The following is a 20893-nucleotide window of genomic DNA, read 5'->3' as shown; positions in this document are numbered from 1 at the left end:
TACGCGTAAACATGACATCGACCATCGATATGGACGTCATCGCCGGACGATTGCAGCGGCTTATCGCGCAAACTGGGCTGCCGGCGGTTGAGTCTGGCCTGCATTACGGCCTGCCGGCCTTCAAGGTCGGCGGCAAGGCGTTCGTGACGGTGAAGAACAACGAGACCATCGTGCTTTCGCTGCCGATCGATCGCAAGGAACAGCTGATGGAAATGGCGCCGGAGATCTATTTCCAGACTGATCATTATGTCGGCTGGCCATTCCTGCCGCTGCGCATCGCTGCGATCGGCGATGAGGAACTGGAGCTGCGTCTGATCGAGGCATGGCGATACCGCGCCCCGAAAAAACTTCTGGCAACGTTCGGCTGATCGATCAGCCCTGTTCGACGGCAAGCGCCTTCTGAACGGTCGGGCGCTCGAGCATACGCTCATAATGCGCGCTAACCTTGGGGAACTGCTTGATATCGACACCGTCTCCCGGCAGCCACTTCTCCATGGTGAAGAGATAGCCGTCTGCGACGGTATATTGCTCGCCCATCACCCACGGCCCCTTCAGCATCTTGTCTTCGATCAACGCGAAGCTTTCGGTCATGGTCTGCGGCACCTTGGCCTTCATCGTCTCGATGGCTGCCGCATCGTCGGTCCAGCGGTAGCCGCGTCCCTTGTGTGAATGGTTCACATGAACGGTGGAGACGATGTAACTGTTGAAAGATTGCATCTGCGCGAATTCGAAGGGGTCGTCGAGCGGTGCCAGCTTCGCGGCCGGCACGATCTGGGCGATGTAGGCCATAATCGCGATATTTTCGGTAAGGACGCCGCGATCGGTCACCAGCGCCGGGACACGACCTTTGGGATTGATGGCCAGATAGTCCGGCTGGCGCTGATCGCCATTGGCGAGGTTGAGGCGACGGTGCTCGTAGGCGAGACCGGATTCTCCCAGGGCGATGAGACTGGCGAGCGCGCAGCTTCCGGGCGCGAAATAGAATGTCAGCATGTTCCGTTCCTCGATTGAAGTCCGTGAGGAAGCTAAAGCGAACCCGGCCGATACGGAAGTGGCTGACGCTGATGGGCGCCACAAAAGGTTTTGATCGGTCGGGCAGGCACACCCATCCCCATGGGCTGGCGCGATGGGGATGGGCTGCTCGCGTTTAGGCGCAGCCGGGCACGTCTTCCAGCCTGTACCAGACGGGAATGCCGCGCTCGCGGGCAATGCGGACATCGTTATCCGCGCCCTTGGAATCACCGGGCAATCTCAAAACACCCTCGCAAAGCTGTAGCAGGCGGCCGGCCGTTGGATGGAAAATCTCCTCATAGAGATCGTCGCCGATGCTCTTGCCGCCGGCGGCGTGCCAGACCGGCAGGGCAACCCATTCGCCGATCATCGGCAGATGCCCGGCCTTGAACAGCGCATAGGACGGCTCCTCAAGGCGTTTGAGGTTTTCAGCCATCTTCTTCGGATCATCACCAGTGCCGGAGCGATAAGGCCCCGCGATTAGGATCAACATGTCTTGCCTCCGTTTTTTTGCTCCTGCTTGCTGCAGGAATTTGCACGAATATGCGCATATTTTCTTGAATGTCGAATCGATTCTGATAAATTCACGATTATTCGTGATATATCGTGCAGAGATCGGCATGCTGACCAGCCAACGGAAAACCCTCATCCTCGACAGATTGCGCCGGGACGGCCAGGTAATCGCCAAGGCCTTGGCCGATGACCTCGGGCTATCCGAAGATACGATCCGTAGGGATCTGCGGGAAATGGCGACGGAAAAATTGCTGAAGCGGGTGCATGGTGGCGCACTGCCGCTGTCACCGGAGCTGCCCGATTTTACCGCGCGGCAGACGGTCTCATCCGATGAGAAGCGCCGGCTCGGTGCCCATGCGGTCAGCCTGATCCAGCCGGGCCAGACCGTGTTTCTCGATGGCGGCACCACCAATGCCGAGATCGCCCGCCAGCTTCCGAAGGATCTCCCCGTCACCATCGTCACCCACAGCCCGACGATCGCAGGCGAGCTGGAGCATCATCCGCTGGCCGAAGTGATCCTGATCGGCGGCAAGCTCTACAAGCATTCGATGGTCGCGACGGGTGCCGTCGCCATGGCGGCCATCGCATCGATAAGGGCCGACATTTTCTTTCTGGGCGTCACCGCCATCCATCCCGCCCGCGGCTTTTCGACCGGCGATTTCGAGGAAGCGGCCATCAAGCGGCATATCGCGCAATGCTCAGCGGAAACCTATGTGCTGGCGACAGCTGAAAAGCTCGACGCGGCCTCTCCATGCCAGATCCTGCCATTGACAGGCGTCTCCGGCGTGATCGTGCCGTCCGATATTCCGGAGGAGAGCCTGACACCCTATCGAGATATGGACGTGCCGATCTTCCTGGCCTGACCGACGGCCGGAGATCGGTATGCCTTGTCGTCGCCGCCGATCAAGCCTACCTGAATAGGCCCCAGAGGTTGCGACCACCCATGAACGAACGACGCATTCATCAGCTCTTCGAAATCAGCGTCCTATTGAAGGGCGCGCATGCCCTGATCGAATGCATGGGCGGCCTTGTGCTCGCGCTCGTCAGCACCGACTCGATCCTTCGGCTGGCGAACCGGATCACGCAGCCCGAGCTGCTCAACGACCCGCATGATTTCATCGCGACGCACCTGCTCACGTGGGCGCAGGATTTCTCGGTCAGTACGAAGAACTTCTATGCCTATTACCTGCTGAGCCACGGGCTGGTGAAGGTGCTGCTGGTCATCGGCCTGCTTCGGGGCAAGCTGTGGGCCTATCCGGCCTCGCTGGTCGCCTTGGGTCTTTTCATCGTCTACCAGCTTTACCGCTTCACCGACACGCATGGCATCGGGCTCATCATCCTCACCATCTTCGACCTGATGGTCATGGTTCTCATCTGGCAGGAATATAAGGTCGTCCGGCACCATGTATCGGCTCAGAAAACGAGTGGCTGAGATGAAAGTAAGCTATGCCCTCAACGCCACTGCCGGCCTGATATCACCGACCTGGATGCCGTTCCAGTTCTTGAAAGATCGCTCGGCCATTGCCATCAGTCCGGCATGAACAGCGCCGTCCTTCTCGAAGAAGCGGGCCAATGTTGCGGCAACCATGATCTCCGCCGCGCGAGCGGTGCCGTCGTCGCATTTGAGCGCGATGGCGATGCCCTGTTCGGGGATCGCCGCGCAAAATACGCCTTCCGCGCCGGTTTTCGCGAAGATGCGGCCGGGAGCGATCTGCATCAGCTTGGTGCAGGCGCGATCGGTGCCGGCAACGTAAAAGGGCTCGGCCATGCAGGCCTCGAACAGCCGGCGTGACGCCTTGGCGCGTAGCGGCTCCAGCCCGACACCGGTCGCCATTTTGGCAAAGCCATGCGCCAGTCCCTTCAGCGGCACCGCATAGGTCGGAATCGAGCAGCCGTCTGTGCCGCAATTGTCGTGCGCCAGAATAGCGCCGGTCAGGCCCTGCATCGTGTCGCGGATCTGCTGCTGCAGCGGATGGTCATAACCGACATAGCCCCGGGGATCGATGTCCTGATGGCAGCAGGCGCAGACGAAGCCGGCATGCTTGCCAGAGCAATTGTTATGCAGTGCCGTCGGCTTGTCGAGCGTGCGGGCCTGATGAATCAATGTCTTCTGATCGAAGGACCAATGCGCGCCGCACTCGAGCGTGCCGACATCGCGGCCGGCACGCGCCAGCATGCCGGCGGCGAGCGCCACATGCTCATCCTCCCCATTGTGGGATGAGCAGGCGAGCGCCAATTCCTTATGACCGAAACCATAGGCATCCGTGGCACCGCTTTCGACCAACGGCAGGGCCTGCATCGCCTTGCAGGCCGAGCGTGGAAAGACGCCGCTTTCGATATCGCCGAGCGAGAAAACCAGCTTCCCATCGCCATCGACGACAACGACGGAGCCGCGATGATAGCTTTCCACCTGATTGCCACGGGTGACTTCGACGCAGATGGGATTGGACATGACGGAATGCAGCCTCTGATTTGCTAGACGGCCAGTGATAGCCGCTGCCTCCGGGATTGCCAACCGCCGATGCCGGCGGGCAATATCAAAAAGCGATCTCTCAGGCTGCGTCGCGGATCCTGTAGGCGCAACGCCGGGCGCCGAGCAGGATATGCTCCTCCCGTTCGACATCAGCACCAAGCACCATGCGGAAAGTCTCCAGCTCCGATCGGCAGAAGCCGGCGCAGGCAGAGGCGGCAGCACAGATGGGGCAATGGTTCTCCACCAGAACCAGCGAGCCATCCTTGTCCTGCCAGTGATCGGCCATATAGCCTTCCCGCGTGCGGATTGCGGCGAGGCTTGTGACGCGCGACGACAGATCGGCCGTAAGGTCGATTTCGCTGCGGTAACGCCGAAGTGTCTCCGTTTCACGGGCGGAGATAACGGCATCGACGGCGCCCTGCCCCAACTGGCTGACCATGGTCGCAAGCAGAGTGGCGGTCAGATCGGCATGGCCATCGGGAAACTGCCTGTTGCCGGCCGCCGTCAGATGCCAGAACTGACGCGGCCTGCCCCGGCCGGATGAAGCCTCCGCCACCGGCTCGACCAACCCCTCCTCAGCCATCTTCGTGAGCTGCTGGCGTGCCGCCTCCGACGATATGCCGAGCGCATCGCCAACGGCGGCCGCCAATTGCGGCCCGTCGGTTTTCAACAGGATCAGAATTCGATTGGCGGGTGACTGACGCATTTTTCCAAGTTTTCTCTTGTTTTAATCCGGCTAGGATGTAATTTTCCAAATTATAACTTGGAAAATAATCAACCGCTAGGGAAAATACCGAGGATCGCCCGATGTCCAGCATCGAAAACACCACCCCTGCCTCACCCTCTTCCGTCTTCACATTGTTTTCGCCGAAACTTCTGCCCGCCACGCTGATGCTCGGCGGAGGTGTCACGCTTTATGCCGTCGAGTCTTACATCACGGCGACGATCGCCCCCTCGATCGTGCGGGACATCGGCGGCCTTGAACTATTCTCATGGATGACGACACTCTTCGTCGCCGCCGGCGTGCTTGGCTCGATTACCGTTGCCACGCGGCCGAAGGGCATGGGCCTGCGCACGGTGTATGTCGGGGCGGCGCTTACTTTCGGCATCGGCAGCCTGGCCTGCGCCATCGCGCCGATAATGCCCGTATTGCTCGCGGGTCGCGCCATCCAGGGCTATGGGGCCGGCATGCTCTCCGGCCTCGCCTATGCCTTCATCCGTTTCGTCTATCCGGAGATATTGTGGCGCAAGGCCTCTACCCTCTATGCCGCTATCTGGGGTGTGGCGACCGTGCTCGGGCCAACACTCGGCGGCCTCTTCGCCGCCGGGGGCGCGTGGCGCGAGGCATTCATCATTCTCGTGCCGCTGACCGTCATCATGGCGCTTTCCGCGCGCCGGCTGCTGCCCGATGTTGCGGATGACCGCGTCGATACGAGGACGCCGCTCGCCCAGATCGGGCTTCTGCTGGCTGCCGTCCTGTTCGTCAGCATCGCCGGCACCGTCGATCACGGAACCTACAAGGTAGTGCTGATTGCGGTTTCCATCATTTTGGTCGCGACGATGGTCGTGATCGAGCGCAAGCGCGAAGTGCGGCTCCTGCCCTATGGCGCCGTCATGCTCGGCAATCCGATTTCGCGACTCTATCTCACGATATTCACGATGATGCTTGTGCTGACGAGCGACATTTACATTCCCTATTTCCTTCAGACCCTGCACGGCGTCACGCCGCTCGTCTCCGGTTATCTCGTTGCGCTCGTCGCATTGGGCTGGACCATTGCGGCCTTCTTCAGCGCCTCTTTTTCCGGCAGGCAGGCCGCCATTGCCATCATCAGCGGCTGCATTCTGGAAACAACCGCGACCGCATCACTGATCCCCTTCCTGGCAACGAACACGCCCTTTGATACCGTCGCCAGGTTTGCGCCCGCCGTCATCACGATGTTCCTGATGGGATTCGGCGTCGGTCTCGGCTGGGCGCATCTTGTGACCAGGATCATCGGCATCGCTCGCAGGACCGAACAGGACAAGGCTTCGGCGGCGATCTCTATGACGCAGTCGCTGGGCGGCGCATTTGGTGCAGCGCTCGCAGGCGTCATCGTCAATGGAGCGGGCCTGACATATCCTGGCGGTATCAGCGGCGGCCTCTCTGCAGCAATGTGGCTCTATGCGCTGATGGCGATACCCGGCCTGATCGCGATCATCCTGTCCTTCACGATCAAGCCAGCTTCAGCATGATCTTGCCGATGTGGTCGCTCGTTTCCATCAGGCGATGCGCCTCGGCCACATCGTCGAAAGAGAAGGTCCGATAAATGACCGGGGCGACGGTGCCCTGGTCGAGCAGCGGCCAGACCTGGGCGAGAAGGTCGTCGCGAATGGCTCGCTTTTCCTCAGCCGTGCGTGGACGCATGGTCGATCCGGTCACCGTCAGGCGCTTGACCATGATCGGCGCAAGGTTGGCCTTCTCCGCCACCGCGCCGCCAAGGAAGGCAATGATGGAAAGGCAGCCGTCACGGGCAAGCGAGGCGAGGTTCTTCTCCAGATAGGCGGCGCCGATCATGTCGAGAATGATATCGACACCATGTTCCGTCTCGGCCTTGATGACCTCGGCGAAATCTTCCTCTTTGTAATTGATCGCCCGCTTGGCGCCGAGCTTCTCGCAGGCCTCGCATTTTTCCTTCGACCCGGCGGTCGCATAGACCGTCGCACCGAAAGCGTGGGCAAGCTGGATCGCCGTCGTGCCGATGCCACTGGAGCCGCCATGGATCAGCACGCTTTCGCCTTCGGTCAGCCCCGCCATCTGGAAGAGATTGGCCCATACGGTGAAGAAGGTCTCGGGGACGGCGGCCGCGCGGACGGCGTCATAACCGTTCGGGAAGCGCAGCGCCTGGCCGGCGGGGAGCACGCAATATTCGGCATAGCCGCCACCATTGGCTAGGCCGCAGACCTTGTTGCCGATGGCAAACTCGGTCACGCCAGGCGCGACATCGACGACTTCGCCTGATATTTCGAGACCGAGGATCGGGCTTGCTTCCTTCGGCGGCGGATAGGTCCCCTGCCGTTGCGCCACATCCGGCCGGTTGACGCCGGCAGCCTCGACGCGGACCAGGATCTCGCCTGGCTTCAACACCGGGAGAGGCTTTCGGGCGATGGTCATGACTTCAGGTCCACCAAAAGATGGCAAATCCACGAAACGCATTTCAGACGGCAAGGGCATGGTGCAATCTCCTCTCCCAGCAAAGCAGTGGAGATAGTTTAGCGCAGCGCGCTTGAAAAGATGGCACGGCGGAAAGGCGTCAATTCGTCTCGGCCAAACCGAGGAATGCGACGCCGGCAGCGCTCTCCTTCGCCTTGGTCTTGATGCCGGCGATGGAGGTGCTGACGCGATTGATATTGTCGATCACCAGTCCCTCCGGCAGCTGCAGGATGCCGATCGAGCAGCGCATCAGTGGGAACTCGGCCTCGGCGCCGGTGCGGTCGTGGCCGCGAATGCGGCCTGCGGCACGATCCTCGGCCGAGTAAAGATCGAGCACGTCGGCGTGGAAATCGGCAAGCAGCCGGTCCAGAACTTCGCGCAGCTCCTGCATCCTCCAGCCGGTGACACCGATGAAGAAATCGTCGCCGCCGACATGACCGAGGAAATGGCGCTCGGCAAAGAAATAGCGACGCATTAATGCGGCGAACAGCGAAATGGCATGGTCGCCGAGATGGAAACCATAGGCATCGTTGAACGGCTTGAAATTATCGAAGTCGCAATAGCAGAAATGCCTGACTTCATCACCATCGCGGCCGGCGCTCTGCATGAAATCATGGATCGCCCTGTTGCCGGGAAGGCCGGTCAAGGGGTTCTGGTCCTGGGCAATCTTCAGCTGCTTCTCGTTGATGACCTTGATGAGAGAGGCAGCGGAGACGATGCCCGCATAATGCGTGCCTTCGGTGACGATCAGGCAATCGCTGCTTTCCATGTTGGCGAAGATCGTCATCAGCGTATCGGCATCGGAATCGAGGCCGACGATCGGCGCCATTTCGACGAAATGCGAGATCGACCGTTTATAAACCTTGTTCTTCAAAAGGTCGCGGCCGAAAGGCTGATAGATATATTCCTTCAGCTGGTATTCGTGGATGATCCCACGCGGCTCGTCATTGGCATTCACGACCGGGAAATAAGCTCGGCGCGGATTGCGGCGAAAGAGCTCGAAGACGCTATCGATACTATCGCTCTCGCGGATGGTCGGCAGCACTTCAATCTGCTTGCGGATAAGGATTTCATCGAGCGAGTGGCTGTTGCGCGCCGTCTTGCCGAGATCCTGCAAATGCGGAAAGCTCGGCTTCAGCTCGTTGACCAGTACGGTCGGGCGGGCAATGAACCAGCCCTGGACGAGATCGACGCCGAATTCGCGGCAGGTCAGGAATTCCGCCTCGGTCTCTATGCCTTCGGCGATGACGCGCGTACCGAGGACATGGGCGATGTTGACGAGATTTCGAAGGATATGGCGCTTGCGGGCGCTGCGATCGATATCGACGATGAAATGCCGGTCGATCTTCAGATAGTCGACCGGATAATCGGACAGCAGTTTCATTTCACCGTGACCGACGCCAAAGTCGTCGATGGCGAGCTTGAAGCCGGCATCGCGCATCTTGGCAACCAGCGCCGAAAACTCCGGCACGACGGTATTGTCGAAACGTTCGGAGAATTCGAAGCAAACGGAGGAAGGGGCGATGCTGGCCTTTCTCATATGCTGCAGCAGGCCGTCGACCAAGGCGGCGCCCTGCGGGATCAACCGGACATCCAGGTTGAGGAAAAGCGTAGCGGCAACCATATTGGGCAGGGTGGCAAACTTCGCAAGCGCGCGGCTGCTGACCATTTGCTCGAGCCCAAGAAGCTGGCCACCGCGCTCGGCCTCGTCGAGGATATCGACCGGGCTGTCGAAACCGATGCGCTCCTGGCCGCGCATGAGGGATTCATAACCGAAAACGGCGCCCGTGCCGGCCTCCACGATCGGCTGAAATGCATTTTCGATGACGAGTTTGGCGAGAGTAACGATCTGATCGCTGGCGTATCGGCGCAAGACGCCCGGTTCGGCTGCGGCAGTCAGGGACATGCCCATCTCCACTTGCGGATTCTAATCTAATTTATTTGAGTAAAACTTTGGGTTTACCGCGTTTTCGGCCGAAGATGCGTCATAAAGCGTCAACGAAACCTTTCCCCTATGTGAAAGTTTCATGAATGGTAAAGCAATATTAACCATTCGTCGGGGCGCAGACCCGGCATACGGCAGCCGACAGGCTGCCGTGATGAGCGGGGTTCAGTGCTGATTGCTCGAGTGCCGTTCCGCCTCGTAGTCGGCAAACATGTCGGCGACGCAACGGCCGCTCTTTGTCGTCTCCCCGCCATCGTTGGCGGCATGAGGCACATCGCAAATGTCGCCGCGCCTGCGGGCTGCATCCCACATGCGCAGGGCTTCCCGCACGACTTCGCTGCTCGAGGCATAAGTGCCGGTGTCGACCGCTGCCCGGATGCCCGCAGCCTGAAGCGGAGAGATGGAAACCGTTACCATCGGCATGATATTCCTCCCTTGACGTTATCTAGCGGAAATTTGTCTGGAAGCATGTTCCGCGGCTTTGACCAGTTTCTTCACGCATGTCTATCGACACACGCACTTTCGGATGAAGATACTGTCGTTACATCAACGCAACGCCGTTCTGCCCGACATGGCAGAGGCCCTAAGAGTAACGCCGCTCACGCTCCTTGTCAAAAAGTAGCAGTCCGTTACCCCTTTCGGGCGGTGCCCTACCGCCTAAGCACAAGGCCGAAGGCCACCAGCGTCCATCCTTGGAAAATCAGGTCAAAGGCCAGGAAAAGGCCAAGAATCCAGAGGCTGTTGACCGGCCAGCCAACTGCAATGGCAATGCCGGCGGCGGCGGTTGCAAGGCCGCCGATGACAATCCAGACCCAACCACGCTCCGGCTTCAGCTTGCGGCCGACCCAGACGCGAAAGGTGCCGGCGATGAGCAGTGCGATGGCGAGGAACAGGGTCAAGGCTTCCGACGCCAATAGTGGATTAGCGAAGGCAAGCACGCCGGCAACCGTATAGAGCAGGCCGCTGAGAACCCAGAACAAAATGTGCTCCCAGCCCCTTACCTGAAAGGCATGGGCCAGATGCACGATGCCGCCGATCAGCATCAGCATGCCGACATAATAGACCGAAGCCACCGTGGCGATGAACAGATTGCCAAGGGCGATGCCGCCGCAGATCAGCAGCAAGATCCCGAGCCCGAGGAACCATCCCCATTTGTCGCGCATCGCGGATGGGGGAACTTCATCAAGAATATCGACCATGACTGCACCTCCTCCTCTTCGGAAGTATGGCACAGAAATGCTTTGCGGAAAGAGGTTGCGGATTTTTCCCAAGGGAGGGCTGGCGACGTGATTTTTTTATTGATTGATCAGTCAATCAAAAATACACTCCTCTTCAGTCTTGGGGATTGACGCAATGCCGAAAGTCGGAATGGAACCGGTGCGCCGAAAGGCGCTGGTGGATGCTGCGATGCGCGTGATCGGCGATCACGGCTCGCTGACCGTCACCATGTCCGAAATTGCCAAGCAGGCCGGCGTTTCCCCCGCCCTTGCGCATCACTATTTCGGCAGCAAGGAACAGCTGCTGATCGAAACCGTCCGCGTGCATCTACAGCGGCTGCGCGACAGCGTCGTGACGGCGCTTCGGGCCGCCACGACACCCCGCGAAAAGCTTTCCGCCGTCATCCGCGTCAGTTTCCAGGCCGACCAGTTTGCGCCGGAAACGATCGCGGCATGGCTCGCCTTCTATGCCGAGGCGCAGCGCTCGGAAGAGACGCGCCGCTTTCTCGTCATCTACGCGAGACGGCTGCGCTCCAACCTGCTTGCCAATCTCAAGGCTCTATGTCCGGAGGAAGACGCAGAACGCATCGCCGAAGGCGCTGCCGCGATGATCGACGGCCTTTATATCCGTCAAAGTCTGAGATCAGCGCCGATCAGCATCAAGGCTTCGATCGCGCTTACGGAAGATTACATCAATTCACTGCTTGCGCCGCTTTCCAGAGAGGCCGCCGTTCAAAGGACTGAAACATGACCCTCAAAGCCCAGCCAACCGCCTCGCATTTCATCGACGGGGAATATGTCGAGGACACCGACGGCACTCTTATCGAAAGCATCTATCCGGCGACCGGCGAGGTGATCGCCCGCCTGCACGCGGCAACGCCTGCCATCGTCGAAAAGGCGATCGCGGCTGCCAAGTGTGCGCAGCCCGAATGGGCCGCCATGAGCCCGACGGCGCGCGGTCGCATCCTGAAGCGGGCGGCCGACATCATGCGCGAGCGTAACCGCGAGCTTTCTGAACTGGAGACGCTGGATACGGGCAAGCCGATCCAGGAAACCATCGTCGCCGACCCGACTTCGGGCGCAGACAGCTTCGAATTCTTCGGCGGCATCGCGGCGGCCGGCCTCAACGGCTCCTATATCCCGCTCGGCGGCGATTTCGCCTATACCAAGCGCGTGCCGCTCGGCGTCTGCGTCGGCATCGGCGCATGGAACTACCCGCAGCAGATCGCCTGCTGGAAAGGCGCGCCGGCACTGGTCGCCGGCAACGCCATGGTGTTCAAGCCTTCGGAAAACACGCCGCTCGGCGCACTGAAGATCGCTGAAATCCTCATCGAGGCCGGTCTGCCGAAGGGGCTCTACAATGTCATCCAGGGAGACCGCGAAACAGGACCGCTGCTCATCAACCATCCCGACGTGGCGAAGGTATCGCTGACGGGCTCGGTGCCGACCGGCCGCAAGGTGGCGGCTTCGGCCGCCGGCAATCTCAAGCATGTCACCATGGAGCTCGGCGGCAAGTCGCCGCTGATCGTTTTCGAGGATGCCGATATCGACAGCGCCATCGGCGGCGCGATGCTCGGCAACTTCTATTCGACCGGCCAGGTCTGCTCGAACGGCACCCGCGTTTTCGTCAACCGCAAGATCAAGTCTGAATTCCTGAAGCGACTGAAGGCCCGCACAGACGCCATGCTCATCGGCGACCCGATGGACGAGGCAACACAGATCGGTCCGATGGTCTCCTGGGCGCAGCGCGAGAAGGTGCTTTCTTATATCGAAAAGGGCAAGGCCGAGGGCGCGATGCTGCTGACCGGGGGCGGCATCCCGAACAATGTCTCCGGTGAAGGCTATTACATCCAACCGACCGTTTTTGCCGACGTCACTGACGACATGACGATCGCGCGCGAGGAGATTTTTGGGCCGGTCATGTGCGTTCTCGATTTCGATGACGAGGCCGAAGTGATCGCCCGCGCCAATGCGACCGAATTCGGCCTTTCCGGCGGCGTCTTCACAGCCGATCTCACCCGCGCCCACCGCGTGGTCGACCAGCTCGAGGCAGGCACGCTCTGGATCAACACATACAATCTCTGCCCGGTCGAAATCCCCTTCGGCGGCTCCAAGCAATCCGGCTTCGGTCGCGAGAATTCTCTGGCGGCGCTGGAGCACTATTCGGAATTGAAGACCGTCTATGTCGGCATGGGGCCGGTACAGGCGCCTTATTGATCCACCTCCCCCTTGAGGGGGGAGGTCGCCGCAAAGCGGCGGGTGGGGGTTACCAGCCGCAACGCGTATAGCAACAATCACCCCACCCCGGCCTGCGGCCGACCCTCCCCCTCAAGGGGAGGGTGTAGACCCTTCGATTTACGCCTGTTGCCACCTGGAGCACATGTCATGCAAGCAGATTTCGTCATCGTCGGCTCGGGTTCGGCCGGCTCCGCCATGGCTTACCGCCTGTCGGAAGACGGCAAGCATTCCGTTATCGTTCTGGAATTCGGCGGCAGCGACTTCGGGCCGTTCATCCAGATGCCAGCCGCCCTTGCCTGGCCAATGAGCATGGATCGCTACAATTGGGGCTATCTCTCCGAGCCGGAACCGCAGCTCAACAACCGCCGCATCACCGCCCCGCGCGGCAAGGTGATCGGCGGGTCCTCCTCGATCAACGGCATGGTCTATGTGCGTGGCCATGCGGAGGATTTCAACCGCTGGGAAGAGCTCGGAGCCCAAGGCTGGGCGTATGCCGACGTGCTGCCCTACTTCAAGCGGATGGAACATTCGCATGGGGGCGAAGAGGGTTGGCGGGGCACGAACGGCCCGCTGCATGTGCGCCGGGGCGATGCGCGCAACCCGCTCTTTCACGCTTTCATCGAGGCGGGCAAGCAGGCGGGCTTCGAGGCGACCGAGGATTATAACGGCAGCAAGCAGGAAGGCTTCGGCCTGATGGAGCAGACGACCTGGATGGGCCGGCGCTGGTCTGCGGCGACTGCCTATCTCAAGCCTGCCTTGAAGCGACCGAATGTCGAGCTCGTCCGTTGCTTTGCCCGCAAGATCGTCATCGAAAACGGCCGCGCGACCGGTGTTGAAGTCGAGCGGGACGGCAAGATCGAGATCATCAAGGCAAACCGCGAGGTGATCGTCTCCGCCTCCTCGTTCAATTCGCCGAAGCTGCTGATGCTGTCAGGCATCGGGCCTGGGCAGCATCTGCGCGACATGGGGATCGAGGTTAAGGCCGACCGGCCCGGCGTCGGCGCCAACCTGCAGGACCATATGGAATTCTATTTCCAGCAGACAAGCCTGAAGCCGGTGTCACTCTATTCCTGGCTGCCCTGGTACATGCAGGGCATTGCCGGTGCGCAGTGGCTGTTCTTCAAGAAAGGGCTCGGCACCTCGAACCAGTTCGAAGCCTGCGCCTTCCTGCGTTCGGCGCCCGGCGTCAAACAGCCGGATATCCAGTATCACTTCCTGCCTGTCGCCATCAGCTATGACGGCAAGGCGGCGGCCAAGAGCCACGGCTTCCAGGTGCATGTCGGCTATAACCTGTCGAAATCGCGTGGGAACGTGACGCTGCGCTCCTCCGACCCGAAGGCCGATCCGGTGATCCGCTTCAACTATATGAGCCATCCGGAAGACTGGGAGAAATTCCGTCACTGCGTTCGCCTCACCCGCGAGATCTTCGGGCAGAAGGCCTTCGACGATTACCGGGGCACGGAAATCCAGCCAGGGGCGAATATTCAGACCGACGACCAGATCGATGCCTTCCTGCGCGAACATCTGGAAAGCGCCTATCATCCCTGCGGCACCTGCAAGATGGGCTCGAAGGACGATCCGATGGCGGTGGTCGATCCCGACACCCGCGTTATCGGTGTCGATGGCCTTCGTGTTGCCGACAGCTCGATCTTCCCGCACGTCACCTACGGCAACCTGAACGGCCCCTCGATCATGACCGGCGAAAAGGCCGCCGACCATATTCTCGGCAAGCCGCGGCTTGCGCGCTCGAACCAGGAGCCGTGGGTTAATCCGCGGTGGGAGATGAGTGATCGGTAGGATTGGCGGGCATCAGTGATAGTCTTCTTCCCGCTGATGCCTGATCGCCAATATCGTCACTGTCTTACTATCTTCAATCTCGAATAGCGCGACATAACCGGACGAACCAAAAGGGATAACGAGTTCGCGGAGAAATGCGTTGTCCGCTGACGCTTTGCGGCAACTGAATGGGAAACTCTCCAGAAATTCCGTTGCCTTGGCGATTGCTTGGTAGGCCTTTTCCGCAAGCTCGATGTCTCTCACTAGGAGATAATCATAGAGTCGTTCGAGATCATCGAGCGCGCCTTGGGAGTAACGCACCGCAAACGTCATTTTCGTCCGGACGCTTTTGCAGCTTCAAGTTTGCGCTTCAGCATTCCCAGCACGTCGTCAGCGCTATGATACACGCCTGTTTTCCTTGCATCCTCCCGCGCAGCAAGGCCGCGAGCGATGAATTCGGTCCTCGTTCGGCGGTGTTCAATCTGCGCACGCAGCGAACTTTCCACAAATGCCGATAAGGTTTCGCCCTCTCGCAGCACGCTTTCAGCAGCGGCGCGCAAGGCGGGATCAACCCTCAAGGGGGGTATGGAAGCGGATTTCATTCATCGGCTCCTTTGCATTGCAATTACGATACATTCTATTCGATCGCCCGAAACGGTCAACACGTGGATTAAGCCTTGGCCGCAAAAGGAAATTCTGTAAGAAAGATCGATATCGCAATTCTCCCCACGAGGCGAGCGGCCCGGAAAAATGCCTCCAAAAAGGCATGCGGGTCAACATAACGGTCACACGTCCCATGCCCCCCATCTACCGCAAGTCCAAGCTGCTCCGCCGTTCCCGTGTCATCTGGGGCTCCTTCAACCTCTGGCGGCCGCGCCTGGTGTTCTGGACAGGTGCTCTCGCGATCGGCGTCATCAGTGTCGGCTTTGCCAAGCTGGCCGATCTGGCGCAGCGGACTTTCACGGGCGTGACCCATTCGGGAGAATGGACATGGCTGCTGCCGCTCGTGCTGACGCCGCTTGGCTTTGTGCTATCAGCCTATCTCGCCACGACCTTGTTTCCCAATTCGCAAGGGAGCGGCATTCCGCAGGCGATTGCCGCGCGACATCTGCATCATGACGAGGACCGCACGAAGCTCCTCTCGCTCAGGCTCGCTTTCGGTAAGATCGTGCTGACCATATTGGGGTTGCTCAGCGGCGCCTCGATCGGCCGCGAGGGACCAACCGTGCAGGTCGGCGCCTCCTTCATGCTGGCGGTTGCCCGCTTCGGCGGCATGGCGCAGGCGAAGGGGCTGATTCTTGCCGGCTCGGCCGCCGGCATCGCCGCCGCCTTCAACACGCCGCTTGCCGGCATCGTCTTTGCCATCGAGGAGATGAGCCGCACCTATGAATCACGTGCCAACGGCCTGGTCCTGACGGCCGTCATCCTTTCCGGCCTTGCCGCGCTCGGACTTTCCGGCAGCTACAATTATTTCGGCACGGCCGATGCCGCCCCGACAATGTTTCGGGACTGGATCGTCATGCTGATCTGTGGGGTCGGCGGCGGCGCGCTCGGCGCCACCTTCAGCGGATTGGCGCTCTATGCCGGCATCCGCATCCGCCGTTGGGCACAGCCGCAGCCGCTGAAACGCATGCTGATCCTTGCCGGCCTCTGCGGTCTTGTCGTTGCCGCTGTCGGCGTGCTCTCCGGCGGCCAGACCTTCGGCACCGGTTACGAGCAAGCCCGCGGCGCCGTGGAAGGACATGCCCCGCCGCTGCTCTTCTTCGTCGAGAAGCTACTGGCAAGCTTCCTGTCGATGATATCAGGCATTCCCGGCGGCATTTTCGCGCCTTCGCTTGCCGTCGGCGCCGGCTTCGGCAGCACGGTCGGCACGCTTGTCGGTGGCAGCATTGCTCTTGCGGCGATCCTAGGCATGGCCGGCTATTTCGCCGGCGTGGTTCAGGCACCGATGACCGCCTTCGTCATCATCCTCGAAATGACCGGCGATCATCAGGCCGTCATCCCGATCATGGCTGTATCGATGATCGGCTATGTGACCTCGCGGCTGCTGTCGCGCGAGCCCTTATATCATGGCCTGTCCCGCGTCTTCATCGCAGCGGCGATCCGCGCCCGGCGCGCCATGGAAAAGGAAGGCGGCGAGGAACACCCCGCCCACTGATTGTCGAAGCGCTGCGAGCCCGCAGGGAAGACCGTGAGTTCCCTTTGACCTGATCCGTCAGGCCATCAGCCTGGCAACTTCTGCGTCCTCCGGCTGAGCGATGGCATCGGCGATGGTCGTCGAGAACAACACCTTGCGGGTCGCGTCCGCCACCCGGGCAAAGACGTGGCGGATTTCGCAAGTCTGCTCGCCGTCGCAATCGTCGCAGCGGCGATAGGCTGTCAGTGACAGACAGGGCAGCGGCGCCAGCGGCCCGTCGATGACCCGCAGGATTTCGCCGAAGGTGATTTCGTTTGCCGGCTTGCGCAGGAGATAGCCGCCCTGCTTGCCGCGGCGGCTGATGACGATACCCTGATGCTTCAGGTCGAGAAGGATCTGTTCGAGGAATTTCTTCGGGATCTTTTGCTGGGCGGCGATGTCGGAAATCATCATTGGCTCACCCGCCTCGGATTGGGCCAAGGCAGACAGCGCCCGCAGCGCATATTTTGCTTTCTGAGTAATCATTTCGAACCGCTTCACACACACATGCGATACGTCCGGTCGAGCGATTCGGCCGGTCCGCTATAGAACTCCTCAGCCCTCGTCCCGAGGGGCAATTTCGAAGCACTCACACCCTTGGCGCACGGCCAGGAAACATTAGCAACCCAGACTTGTTATCATTCTTCGTCGCTATGCCCATGGTTTAGCACAAAATCCGCCGCAGCGCATCATTTCGGGCATCACTTCGGATTTCCATTTGACAAGCTATGTGTAACTCTACTATTTCTATAGACATTAAAGCAAGCACTTAAACATGGTCAGCCATATCAAGTGCTTTCGAAGGCCCGCTTCCGGCGGCAAATCGCCTTGGTTAACAGCCGAGGCGGTCGCTTTTCCTTATGGGCGCTGCTTCATGGAGATATTTACTCTCCATCTGCATCCTTTCGAAATCTATTTTTCTGTCCGCTGCCGTTACGAACTGCGATACTCCCGGCAATATCAGGACAGGATCCCCATGACTGCCATTACCCTTATTGAAGATGCCGCGACGCTCAACAGCCAGCTTGCATCGCTCGACCTTGCCGGCCGTCTGTCTCTCGTGGCCGGCCTCGGTGGCCGTGCCGTGTTCACGACGTCGCTCGGGATCGAGGATCAGGTGATCACCGCGGAGATCGGCAATCACCGCCTGCCGATCGAGGTGGCGACCCTGCAGACCGGCCGCCTCTTCCCGGAAACGCTCGCTCTGATCGACGAGACGGAAACCCAATACGATATCCACATCGTTCGCTACGAGCCGGAGCAGACCGATATCGACGCCTATGCCGCAAAATACGGTCTGAACGGTTTCTATGAGAGCGTCGAAGCCAGGCATGCCTGTTGTGGCGCGCGCAAGCTGAAGCCTCTTGCGCGCGCACTCTCCGGCGCTACCATCTGGATCACCGGCCTGCGCCGCGGCCAGTCCGCCAACCGCGCCGATACGCCCTTTGCCGAATTCGATCCCGAGCGCAACCTGATCAAGATCAACCCGCTTGCCGATTGGGATATCGATGTGATCCGCGCTTACGTCGCCGACAACAGCGTTCCGGTGAACCCGCTGCATGCGCGCGGCTATCCCTCGATCGGCTGCGAGCCCTGCACCCGCGCCATCAAGCCCGGCGAGCCGGAGCGAGCCGGCCGCTGGTGGTGGGAGAACGACGAAAAGCGCGAATGCGGTCTGCATGTCCACGAAGAAGGTGCTGCCGCACCCGCGCAATAAAGCACCCGCCGGCTCCCGGCATCGATCCGAAGCGCGTCTCCCGCGCCGCCGATATCTAGGGAACCAACGCATCCATTCTTTCCGGCCAAGTTTCGGTCGGGACATTTGAAAGTTCTGGAGTCATCAATGCCCGATAGCCGTCCGGATACGGAAATCTCCCATCCGCAAAGCGTCAAGCCGCCCCTCGATCCGCATCTGAAGGCGCTGGAAAACGAAGCCATTCACATTTTCCGTGAAGTGGCGGCCGAGTTCGAGCGTCCCGTCATGCTCTATTCGATCGGCAAGGATTCGTCGGTGCTGCTGCATCTGGCGCGAAAGGCCTTCTATCCCGGCCGCGTCCCCTTCCCGCTCCTGCACGTGAATACCGGCTGGAAATTCGCCGAGATGATCACCTTCCGCGACGAGATCGTGAAGAAGTATGATCTCGACCTGATCGAGCACATCAATCCGCGTGGCAAGGCGGAGAACATCACGCCCTTCACCTATGGCTCGGCGCGCTATACCGATATCATGAAGACGGAAGCGCTGCGTCATGCGCTCGATGCTGGCCAGTTCGACGCGGCTTTCGGCGGTGCCCGCCGCGACGAGGAAGCCTCGCGCGCCAAGGAGCGCATCTATTCCTTCCGCACGCCAGATCATCGCTGGGATCCGCGCAACCAGCGCCCGGAACTCTGGAACGTCTATAACGGCCAGATCCGCAAGGGCGAAAGCGTGCGCGTCTTCCCGCTCTCCAACTGGACCGAGGTTGATATCTGGCGCTACATCCAGGCCGAAGAAATCCCGATCGTACCGCTCTATTTCGCGGCCAAGCGCCCGATCGTCGAGCGCGACGGCATGATGATCATGGCGGCAGATCCAAGGCTGGAACTCTTGCCCGGCGAAGCCAAGCGCGAGGAGCTCATCCGCTTCCGCACGCTCGGCTGCTTCCCGCTGACCGGCGCGATCCGCTCCACCGCCACGACCCTTGAAGAGATCATTGCAGAGCTGGAAATCGCCACGGTTTCCGAGCGACAGGGCCGCGCCATCGACCGGGACCAGTCCGGCTCCATGGAAAAGAAGAAGCGCGAAGGATATTTCTGAGATGACCGTCAACGCAAACGTCGTCACAATTCCCGCTGTCGGGCCTGCTGCCGAAACGGCCAAAGCCCTTCGCGATTCGCGCCCGCTTCGCCTGATTACCTGCGGCAGCGTCGATGACGGCAAATCGACGCTGATCGGCCGTCTCCTCTGGGATACCAAGGCGGTCAAGGAAGACCAGGCTGCCACGCTTCAGCGTGATTCCACCGGCAAGCAGAACGATCTCGGCCTGCCCGACTTCGCACTGCTGCTCGACGGACTGCAGGCCGAGCGCGAACAGGGCATCACCATCGATGTCGCCTATCGCTATTTCTCGACCGACAAGCGCTCCTTCATCGTTGCCGACACGCCCGGCCACGAGCAGTACACCCGCAACATGGCAACCGGCGCCTCCACCGCCGACCTCGCCGTGCTGTTGGTCGATGCGCGCATGGGTATCCTCGAGCAGACCCGCCGCCATGCGACGATCGCGTCGCTGCTCGGCATCAAGCAGTTCGTGCTCGCCGTCAACAAGATCGACCTGACGAATTACGACCGCGCCGGCTTCGAGAAGATCTCCAACGACTTCCGCGAATTTGCGCTTTCGCTCGGCGTCAAGCAGATCACGGCCATCCCGATGTCGGCGCTGAAGGGCGAAAATGTCGTCTATTCCGGCCAGGCTGTCATGCCCTGGTACAACGGCCCGACCTTGGTCGAGGCGCTGGAACTGGCGACCGTTCGCTCGGCGCAGACGGTCGGCTTCCGACTTTCGGTGCAGCGCGTCTCCCGCCCTGGTGAGAGCTTCCGCGGCTATCAGGGCACGGTCGCCGGCGGCTCGGTGAAGCCGGGCGACAGCGTCATGATCCTGCCGTCGGGCATGGTCGCCAATGTCTCGAAGATCGTCACATTCGATCTCGTGCGCAACGCGGCGGTCGCCGGCGATGCCATCACGCTCGTTCTCGACCGCCAGGTCGACGTATCGCGTGGTGACATGATCGTCGCCATCGACAGCCAGCCGCAGACCGGCCTCTCCTTCGACGCGCAAATCGTCGCCCTGCAGCCTGAGGGCATCGAGCCTGGCAAGCGCTACTGGTTGAAGAGCGGCAGCCGCCGCCAGCGCGTACAGGTGCAGCCGATTGCCCAGCTTGAGCTGAAGACCGGCGCATGGGCTCCGGCGCAGGCGCTCTGGATGAACGCGATCGGCAAGGTCCGCCTGACCTTCGATGAGAGCGCCATCTTCGATCCCTATGAGCAGAACCGCTCGACCGGCTCCTTCATCCTGATCGATCCGGAAAGCAACAACACGGTTGCGGGCGGCATGATCACCGGCAAGCGTTCCGATGTCGGCGGCATCCACAAGGATGGCCAGCGCGTCCTCCTGTCCCTGCCCGCCGATCTCGCCGAGCAGATCATGGCAAGCGAACTCTTCGCCAGCCGCCGCGATGAAACGGATGTGCGCCGCGTCACCGCCGCACAGGCCGCAGAAATCTGGGCGAACGCGGCAAGCGACATCTGATCGCCATCATATGTGATGACAGAAGGCGGCGGGCTCGGCTCCGCCGCCTTTTTCATTTGTAAGGC

At 60.6% G+C, this 20893-nt stretch carries 22 protein-coding genes; 11 read left to right on the top strand and 11 right to left on the bottom strand.

The window, feature by feature from the left end; genetic code table 11:
• Nucleotides 1-11: 11 nt before the first annotated feature.
• Nucleotides 12-368: an MmcQ/YjbR family DNA-binding protein gene (locus RTCIAT899_RS04985; protein WP_015339139.1), complete on the top strand. Its 357-nt coding sequence runs from the start codon at nucleotides 12-14 to the stop codon at nucleotides 366-368.
• A gap of 4 nt (nucleotides 369-372) precedes the next feature.
• Here RTCIAT899_RS04985 and RTCIAT899_RS04980 read toward each other — a convergent pair whose 3' ends face one another.
• Both RTCIAT899_RS04980 and RTCIAT899_RS04975 read right to left on the bottom strand, forming a co-directional pair.
• Complete coding sequence (locus RTCIAT899_RS04980) at nucleotides 373-993, bottom strand: glutathione S-transferase family protein (protein WP_015339138.1); 621 nt, start codon at nucleotides 991-993, stop codon at nucleotides 373-375.
• Between the two features lie 154 nt (nucleotides 994-1147).
• Nucleotides 1148-1504, bottom strand: a complete 357-nt coding sequence (locus RTCIAT899_RS04975) for an ADP-ribose pyrophosphatase (RefSeq protein WP_015339137.1) — start codon at nucleotides 1502-1504, stop codon at nucleotides 1148-1150.
• Nucleotides 1505-1631: 127 nt separating this feature from the next.
• Here RTCIAT899_RS04975 and RTCIAT899_RS04970 point away from each other — a divergent pair, with 127 nt between their 5' ends.
• Both RTCIAT899_RS04970 and RTCIAT899_RS04965 read left to right on the top strand, forming a co-directional pair.
• Entirely contained in the window at nucleotides 1632-2387 is a 756-nt protein-coding gene (locus RTCIAT899_RS04970) for a DeoR/GlpR family DNA-binding transcription regulator (protein WP_015339136.1), read from the top strand.
• Between the two features lie 80 nt (nucleotides 2388-2467).
• Nucleotides 2468-2956: a DUF2127 domain-containing protein gene (locus RTCIAT899_RS04965; protein ID WP_015339135.1), complete on the top strand. Its 489-nt coding sequence runs from the start codon at nucleotides 2468-2470 to the stop codon at nucleotides 2954-2956.
• 12 nt (nucleotides 2957-2968) lie between these two features.
• Here the strand turns inward: RTCIAT899_RS04965 and RTCIAT899_RS04960 are convergent, their stop codons facing one another.
• A complete protein-coding gene (locus RTCIAT899_RS04960) occupies nucleotides 2969-3976 on the bottom strand; it encodes an asparaginase (protein WP_015339134.1) in 1008 nt (335 codons plus the stop codon).
• A 100-nt stretch (nucleotides 3977-4076) separates the two neighbouring features.
• Nucleotides 4077-4703 (bottom strand): helix-turn-helix transcriptional regulator, encoded by a 627-nt coding sequence (locus RTCIAT899_RS04955; protein ID WP_015339133.1) that lies wholly within the window; start codon nucleotides 4701-4703, stop codon nucleotides 4077-4079.
• Between the two features lie 101 nt (nucleotides 4704-4804).
• Between RTCIAT899_RS04955 and RTCIAT899_RS04950 the strand changes: the two genes are divergently transcribed.
• Entirely contained in the window at nucleotides 4805-6229 is a 1425-nt protein-coding gene (locus RTCIAT899_RS04950) for an MFS transporter (protein ID WP_015339132.1), read from the top strand.
• On the opposite strand, the gene RTCIAT899_RS04945 is transcribed toward RTCIAT899_RS04950, so the two are convergent.
• The 4 genes from RTCIAT899_RS04945 to RTCIAT899_RS04930 all read right to left on the bottom strand — a co-directional run bounded on the left by RTCIAT899_RS04945 (nucleotide 6210) and on the right by RTCIAT899_RS04930 (nucleotide 10331).
• Complete coding sequence (locus RTCIAT899_RS04945) at nucleotides 6210-7208, bottom strand: NAD(P)H-quinone oxidoreductase (protein WP_015339131.1); 999 nt, start codon at nucleotides 7206-7208, stop codon at nucleotides 6210-6212. The two genes, RTCIAT899_RS04950 and RTCIAT899_RS04945, sit on opposite strands and share 20 nt — an antisense overlap.
• A 79-nt stretch (nucleotides 7209-7287) precedes the next feature.
• Complete coding sequence (locus RTCIAT899_RS04940) at nucleotides 7288-9093, bottom strand: GGDEF domain-containing protein (protein WP_015339130.1); 1806 nt, start codon at nucleotides 9091-9093, stop codon at nucleotides 7288-7290.
• A gap of 204 nt (nucleotides 9094-9297) precedes the next feature.
• A complete protein-coding gene (locus RTCIAT899_RS04935) occupies nucleotides 9298-9555 on the bottom strand; it encodes a ribbon-helix-helix domain-containing protein (protein ID WP_041677276.1) in 258 nt (85 codons plus the stop codon).
• Nucleotides 9556-9782: 227 nt separating this feature from the next.
• Nucleotides 9783-10331, bottom strand: coding sequence for an HdeD family acid-resistance protein (locus tag RTCIAT899_RS04930; RefSeq protein WP_015339128.1), 549 nt, complete (start codon nucleotides 10329-10331; stop codon nucleotides 9783-9785).
• 154 nt (nucleotides 10332-10485) lie between these two features.
• Between RTCIAT899_RS04930 and betI the strand changes: the two genes are divergently transcribed.
• The 3 genes from betI to betA all read left to right on the top strand — a co-directional run bounded on the left by betI (nucleotide 10486) and on the right by betA (nucleotide 14384).
• A complete protein-coding gene (gene betI, locus RTCIAT899_RS04925) occupies nucleotides 10486-11100 on the top strand; it encodes a transcriptional regulator BetI (RefSeq protein WP_015339127.1) in 615 nt (204 codons plus the stop codon).
• Nucleotides 11097-12566, top strand: a complete 1470-nt coding sequence (gene betB, locus RTCIAT899_RS04920; protein WP_015339126.1) for a betaine-aldehyde dehydrogenase — start codon at nucleotides 11097-11099, stop codon at nucleotides 12564-12566. The genes betI and betB overlap by 4 nt, the downstream gene beginning before the upstream one ends.
• A gap of 168 nt (nucleotides 12567-12734) precedes the next feature.
• Nucleotides 12735-14384 (top strand): choline dehydrogenase, encoded by a 1650-nt coding sequence (gene betA / locus RTCIAT899_RS04915; protein WP_015339125.1) that lies wholly within the window; start codon nucleotides 12735-12737, stop codon nucleotides 14382-14384.
• A 12-nt stretch (nucleotides 14385-14396) separates the two neighbouring features.
• Here betA and RTCIAT899_RS04910 read toward each other — a convergent pair whose 3' ends face one another.
• Both RTCIAT899_RS04910 and RTCIAT899_RS04905 read right to left on the bottom strand, forming a co-directional pair.
• Nucleotides 14397-14696: a type II toxin-antitoxin system RelE/ParE family toxin gene (locus RTCIAT899_RS04910; protein WP_015339124.1), complete on the bottom strand. Its 300-nt coding sequence runs from the start codon at nucleotides 14694-14696 to the stop codon at nucleotides 14397-14399.
• Nucleotides 14693-14965: a YlcI/YnfO family protein gene (locus RTCIAT899_RS04905; protein ID WP_015339123.1), complete on the bottom strand. Its 273-nt coding sequence runs from the start codon at nucleotides 14963-14965 to the stop codon at nucleotides 14693-14695. Before RTCIAT899_RS04905 ends, RTCIAT899_RS04910 begins: the two co-directional genes overlap by 4 nt.
• Nucleotides 14966-15159: 194 nt before the next feature.
• Between RTCIAT899_RS04905 and RTCIAT899_RS04900 the strand changes: the two genes are divergently transcribed.
• A complete protein-coding gene (locus RTCIAT899_RS04900) occupies nucleotides 15160-16521 on the top strand; it encodes a chloride channel protein (protein ID WP_015339122.1) in 1362 nt (453 codons plus the stop codon).
• A 57-nt stretch (nucleotides 16522-16578) separates the two neighbouring features.
• Here RTCIAT899_RS04900 and RTCIAT899_RS04895 read toward each other — a convergent pair whose 3' ends face one another.
• Nucleotides 16579-17025 (bottom strand): RrF2 family transcriptional regulator, encoded by a 447-nt coding sequence (locus tag RTCIAT899_RS04895; protein WP_015339121.1) that lies wholly within the window; start codon nucleotides 17023-17025, stop codon nucleotides 16579-16581.
• Between the two features lie 490 nt (nucleotides 17026-17515).
• On the opposite strand from RTCIAT899_RS04895, the gene RTCIAT899_RS04890 reads away from it, so the two are divergent.
• The 3 genes from RTCIAT899_RS04890 to cysN all read left to right on the top strand — a co-directional run bounded on the left by RTCIAT899_RS04890 (nucleotide 17516) and on the right by cysN (nucleotide 20828).
• Complete coding sequence (locus tag RTCIAT899_RS04890; RefSeq protein ID WP_041677825.1) at nucleotides 17516-18256, top strand: phosphoadenylyl-sulfate reductase; 741 nt, start codon at nucleotides 17516-17518, stop codon at nucleotides 18254-18256.
• 126 nt (nucleotides 18257-18382) lie between these two features.
• A complete protein-coding gene (gene cysD / locus RTCIAT899_RS04885) occupies nucleotides 18383-19336 on the top strand; it encodes a sulfate adenylyltransferase subunit CysD (RefSeq protein ID WP_015339119.1) in 954 nt (317 codons plus the stop codon).
• A gap of 1 nt (nucleotide 19337) precedes the next feature.
• Nucleotides 19338-20828 carry a sulfate adenylyltransferase subunit CysN gene (gene cysN, locus RTCIAT899_RS04880; RefSeq protein ID WP_015339118.1) on the top strand — a complete coding sequence of 497 codons (1491 nt, stop codon included), beginning with the start codon at nucleotides 19338-19340 and terminating at the stop codon, nucleotides 20826-20828.
• The last annotated feature ends 65 nt before the right edge of the window (nucleotides 20829-20893 follow it).

Source organism: Rhizobium tropici CIAT 899 (assembly GCF_000330885.1).
Classification (GTDB): Bacteria; Pseudomonadota; Alphaproteobacteria; order Rhizobiales; family Rhizobiaceae; genus Rhizobium; species Rhizobium tropici.
Note: the sequence above shows the minus strand (reverse complement) of the source record. Positions and strands in the feature narration are given on the sequence as shown.